Below are 4,707 nucleotides of genomic sequence, written 5' to 3'. Positions count from 1 at the left end.
GGTTCCCGAGCGGGCGGACTCCGAGGTGCTCGCGGCGCTGCGGGCCGCGGAATCGGATCCGGCCGCCCTCACCGACGACCAGTACCTCGCCCTGGCCACGGCCACCGGGGACGGGCTGGCCGCCGTGGCCGGACTCGCCGACCGGATCCGCGCGGACGTGGTGGGGGAGACGGTGACCTACGTGGTCAACCGGAACATCAACTTCTCCAACATCTGCTACACGGGGTGCCGGTTCTGCGCCTTCGCCCAGCGCAAGGGGGACGCGGACGCGTTCTCCCTCTCGGCGGCCGAGGTGGCCGACCGCGCGTACGAGGCGTACGTCTCCGGCGCGTCCGAGGTGTGTATGCAGGGCGGGATCGACCCGGACCTGCCGGTCTCCGGGTACGCGGACCTGGTCCGCGCGATCAAGGCACGGGTGCCGTCGATGCACGTCCACGCGTTCAGCCCCATGGAGATCTCCAACGGGGCCTCGCGGGCCGGGGCGGGGGTCCGGGAGTGGCTCACCGAGCTCCGTGCCGCCGGACTGGACACCATCCCGGGCACCGCCGCCGAGATCCTCGACGACGAGGTCCGCTGGGTCCTGACCAAGGGCAAGCTCCCGGCCTCCGAGTGGATCGACATCGTCACCACCGCCCACGAGGTGGGCCTGCGGTCGAGTTCCACCATGATGTACGGCCACGTGGACACCCCGCGGCACTGGGTGGGGCACCTCCGCACGCTCCGGGGGATCCAGGAGCGGACCGGAGGGTTCACCGAGTTCGTCCCCCTGCCCTTCGTGCACCGCAGCGCCCCGCTCTACCTGGCGGGCGCGTCCCGGCCGGGGCCGACTCGTGAGGAGAACGTCGCCGTCCACGCGCTGGCCCGGATCATGCTGCACGGCGCGATCGACAACGTCCAGACCAGCTGGGTCAAGCTCGGCGTTGCGGGGACGCGGACCATGCTGCGTGCAGGGGCGAACGACCTGGGCGGCACGCTCATGGAGGAGACGATCTCCCGGATGGCCGGGGCCGAGAACGGGTCCGCCAAGACCCCGGAGGAGATCGCGGAGATCGCCACCGGAATCGGTCGGCCCGCCCGGCGTCGGGACACCGTCTACGGACCGGCACCCACCCAGATTCCCGTGACCGTCGTCACATAGCTCGGCGGGCTTCGGGGCGGCGTCGTCGCGGAAGCGGGGTGTGACATACGATGCAGGCCATACCGCTACGAGGAAGGTGGCTGACGTGACCTACACGATCGCAGAGCCGTGCGTCGACGTGATGGACAAGTCCTGCGTCGAGGAGTGTCCGGTCGACTGCATCTACGAGGGTGGACGGATGTTGTACATCCATCCCGATGAGTGTGTCGACTGCGGCGCGTGTGAGCCCGTCTGCCCGGTGGAGGCCATCTTCTACGAGGATGACACCCCGGAGGAGTGGTCCGAGTACAACACCGCCAACGTCGACTTCTTCGTCGAGCTGGGATCGCCGGGCGGCGCCGCCAAGGTGGGCAAGGTCGACTACGACCACCCGTTCATCAAGGCACTGCCCCCCATGAACCAGGAGTGACCTCGGTGGTGTCGCGCCCGGAGCGTCGTCCGCCCGGGCGCGCGCTACCCGTGTTCCCGTGGGACACCCTCGCCGAGGCGAGATCCGTCGCCACGGCACATCCCGACGGACTGGTCGACCTCACCGTCGGCACCCCCGTCGATCCGGTCGCCCCGGTGATCCGCGAGGCACTCGCCGCCGGATCCGCCGAACCGGGTTACCCGACCACCGTCGGGACCACGGAGCTCCGGCTCGCGGCCGTCGACGCCCTCGCCAGGCGCTACGGGGTCACCGGACTGGATTCCGGGTCGGTGCTTCCCGCGATCGGCACCAAGGAGCTCATCGCGGGCCTGCCCGCCCAGCTCGCGCTCGGCCCGGGCCACACGGTCGTCGTACCGGAGGTGGCCTATCCGACCTACGAGGTGGGGGCTCTGCTCGCGGGTGCGACGGTCGTGCGCGCCGATTCGCTGACGCAGCTCGGCCCGTCGTCGCCCACCCTGCTCTACCTCAACTCGCCGTCGAACCCCAGTGGTCGGGTGCTCGGCGTGGACCATCTGCGCAAGGTGGTCGGCTGGGCCCGCGACCGGGGCGTGATCGTGGCGTCCGACGAGTGCTACCTCGGGCTGGTGTGGGAGGGCGAGGCGCCCTCGGTCCTCGACCCGCGCGTCTGCGACGGCGACCACACCGGCCTCCTGGCCTTGCATTCGCTGTCCAAGACCTCGAACCTGGCCTCGTACCGCGCGGGGTTCGTGGCGGGCGACCCGTCCCTCGTGGCGGAGTTGCTGGCGGTGCGCAAGCACGCGGGGCTCATGATGCCCCTGCCGGTCCAGAACGCGATGACCGCGGCGCTGCGGGACGACGCACACGAGGCCGAGCAACGCGAGCGGTACCGGGCCCGACGCGAGCTCCTGCTCCCGGCCGTGCAGGCGGCCGGGTTCCGTGTCGACGACTCGCAGGCCGGGCTCTACATCTGGGCCACCCGGGACGAACCCTGCCGGGAGACGGTGGACTGGTTCGCCGGGCGCGGCGTCCTGGTGGCGCCCGGGGAGTTCTACGGTTCCGCCGGAGCCCGGCATGTCCGCATCGCCCTCACCGCGACCGACGCCACCGTGGCAGAGGCGGTGCGCCGGCTGGCCTGAGCCGGTCTCGCCCTCCACCCGCCCGCCGGGCGCCCTCGCTCCCACCATCGAGAAGAGCGTTCCGCGCATCTGCTCTCGGCCGATGTGTGCGGAACGCTCTTGTCGATGTGGGTGTGCGTCGGGGGACGCCGAACGCGGGAGGTCAGTCGTTGGCGTGGAGCGCCTCGTTCAGCCCGACGCCCTCGCGCTTCCACGGCACGGCCTCGACGGCGCCGGAGACCGAGTTGCGGCGGAAGAGCAGGTTGTCCAACCCGGAGAGCTGACCAGCCTTGACGGGCTCCCGCTCGGCCCATGCCCCGGCACGGACGTCCACCTTCGTGCCGGCGGTGACGTAGAGCCCGGCCTCGACCACGCAGTCGTCGCCGAGCGAGATCCCGATCCCCGAGTTGGCGCCCAGCAGGCAGCGCTCGCCGATCGAGATGGTCTCCTTGCCGCCGCCCGAGAGGGTGCCCATGATCGAGGCGCCACCACCGACGTCGGAGTCCGCGCCGACCACCACTCCGGCCGAGACGCGTCCCTCGACCATCGACGGACCGAGGGTGCCGGCGTTGAAGTTGACGAACCCCTCGTGCATGACGGTCGTCCCCTCCGCCAGATGGGCGCCCAGTCGGACCCGGTCGGCGTCGGCGATCCGAACCCCGGACGGGACGACGTAGTCCACCATCCTGGGAAACTTGTCCACGCCGTAGACCGTCACCGGGCCGCGGGCGCGCAACTTGGCGCGCACCATCTCGAATCCCGGGACCGCGCAGGGGCCGAAGTTGGTCCACACGACGTTCGCCAGTGTCCCGAACAGCCCGTCCATGTTGGCGAAGTGCGGCCGGATGAGCCTGTGGGAGATCAGGTGCAACCGGAGGTAGGCGTCGTAGGCGTCGGTCGGGGCCTGCGTGAGGTCCTCGATCTCCACCCGCACCGCGACCCGTTCGACACCGCGGTCGGCGTCGGGTCCGGTCAGGGGAGCGAGCTCCTCGGGGACCTCGTCGCCCGACAGGACCCGGTGACCCCCCTCGGAGGCGGCTCCGAGCTCCGGCGCGGGATACCACACGTCGAGGACGGTGTGATCGGACGTCAGGGTGGCGATTCCGGTGGCCACGGCTCCATGTGCACTCATGTCCCCGATGCTAGCGGTCGGCCCCGGCGCGTACCGGCCACGGGCATCTAAGGTGGACGCCGTGACCGCCGCCCTCGATCTGACCGCAGACCCGGTCGACCTCACCCGCGCCCTCGTCGACATCGCCAGTCCCTCCCGGGAGGAGGCGGCGATCGCCGGAGCCGTCCACACCGCGCTCCAGTCCGTGATCACCGGCTTCACCGGGCCGGCCGCCGGACGGACCGAACTCGTCCGCGACGGCGACCGCGTCCTGGCCCGTACCACCAGGGGGTTGCCGTCGCGGGTGGTGCTCGCAGGCCATCTCGATACCGTCCCCGTGGCGGACAACGTGCCGTGCCGATTGACGGGTGAGGGCGTCGACCTGGTCCTGCACGGGTGTGGCACCGTCGACATGAAGTCCGGTGACGCCGTCTTCCTCCATCTCTTCGCGACCCTGGCCGATTCCGCCGAGCTCGCGCACGATCTCACGCTGGTGCTCTACGACTGCGAGGAGATCGAGGCCACCGCGAACGGCCTCGGGTTCCTCGAGCGCACGCACCGGGACTGGCTCACCGGGGACGTGGCGATCCTCGGCGAACCCACCGGGGGTCTGATCGAGGCGGGATGCCAGGGCACGCTCCGGATCCGGGTCCACGCCCGCGGCACCCGGGCCCACTCGGCGCGAAGCTGGTTGGGGGACAACGCCGTGCACCGCCTCGCCCCGGTTCTGGCGGCGCTCGGGACGTACGACGCGCGATCGGTGGACATCGACGGCTGCGTCTACCGCGAGGGGCTGCAGGCCGTGCGGATGTCCGCGGGCGTGGCCGGCAACACCGTCCCGGACGAGGCGTGGCTCGACGTCAACTTCCGGTTCGCGCCGGACCGGGACACCGATGCCGCTCTCGCCCACGCCCTCGACGCGCTGGGGTTGACCGGTCCGGGCCGCATTCCC

The 4,707-nt window shown here is 71.3% G+C and carries 5 protein-coding genes; 4 read left to right on the top strand and 1 reads right to left on the bottom strand.

Annotation, left to right across the window (positions count from 1 at the left end):
* From cofH to dapC, 3 genes are all read left to right on the top strand, one after another.
* Positions 1 to 1,138, top strand: a 1,138-nt coding sequence (cofH, locus tag G6027_RS07830) for a 5-amino-6-(D-ribitylamino)uracil--L-tyrosine 4-hydroxyphenyl transferase CofH (protein WP_182636683.1), incomplete at its 5' end; no start/stop codon positions are given.
* Positions 1,139 to 1,223: 85 nt separating this feature from the next.
* Positions 1,224 to 1,547 carry a ferredoxin gene (gene fdxA, locus G6027_RS07825; protein ID WP_095718370.1) on the top strand — a complete coding sequence of 108 codons (324 nt, stop codon included), beginning with the start codon at positions 1,224 to 1,226 and terminating at the stop codon, positions 1,545 to 1,547.
* A 5-nt stretch (positions 1,548 to 1,552) separates the two neighbouring features.
* Positions 1,553 to 2,665: a succinyldiaminopimelate transaminase gene (dapC, locus tag G6027_RS07820; protein WP_182636682.1), complete on the top strand. Its 1,113-nt coding sequence runs from the start codon at positions 1,553 to 1,555 to the stop codon at positions 2,663 to 2,665.
* A gap of 142 nt (positions 2,666 to 2,807) precedes the next feature.
* Here dapC and dapD read toward each other — a convergent pair whose 3' ends face one another.
* Positions 2,808 to 3,776 (bottom strand): 2,3,4,5-tetrahydropyridine-2,6-dicarboxylate N-succinyltransferase, encoded by a 969-nt coding sequence (dapD, locus tag G6027_RS07815; RefSeq protein ID WP_182636681.1) that lies wholly within the window; start codon positions 3,774 to 3,776, stop codon positions 2,808 to 2,810.
* A gap of 7 nt (positions 3,777 to 3,783) precedes the next feature.
* Between dapD and dapE the strand changes: the two genes are divergently transcribed.
* The coding region (gene dapE, locus G6027_RS07810; RefSeq protein WP_182636684.1) for a succinyl-diaminopimelate desuccinylase at positions 3,784 to 4,707 on the top strand (924 nt) is incomplete at its 3' end.

Origin of the sequence: Dietzia sp. SLG310A2-38A2 (genome assembly GCF_014145095.1) — a bacterium.
In the GTDB taxonomy this organism is placed as follows: domain Bacteria; phylum Actinomycetota; class Actinomycetes; order Mycobacteriales; family Mycobacteriaceae; genus Dietzia.
The sequence above is the reverse complement of the archived record's forward strand: the minus strand, read 5'-3'. Positions and strand labels throughout refer to the sequence as shown.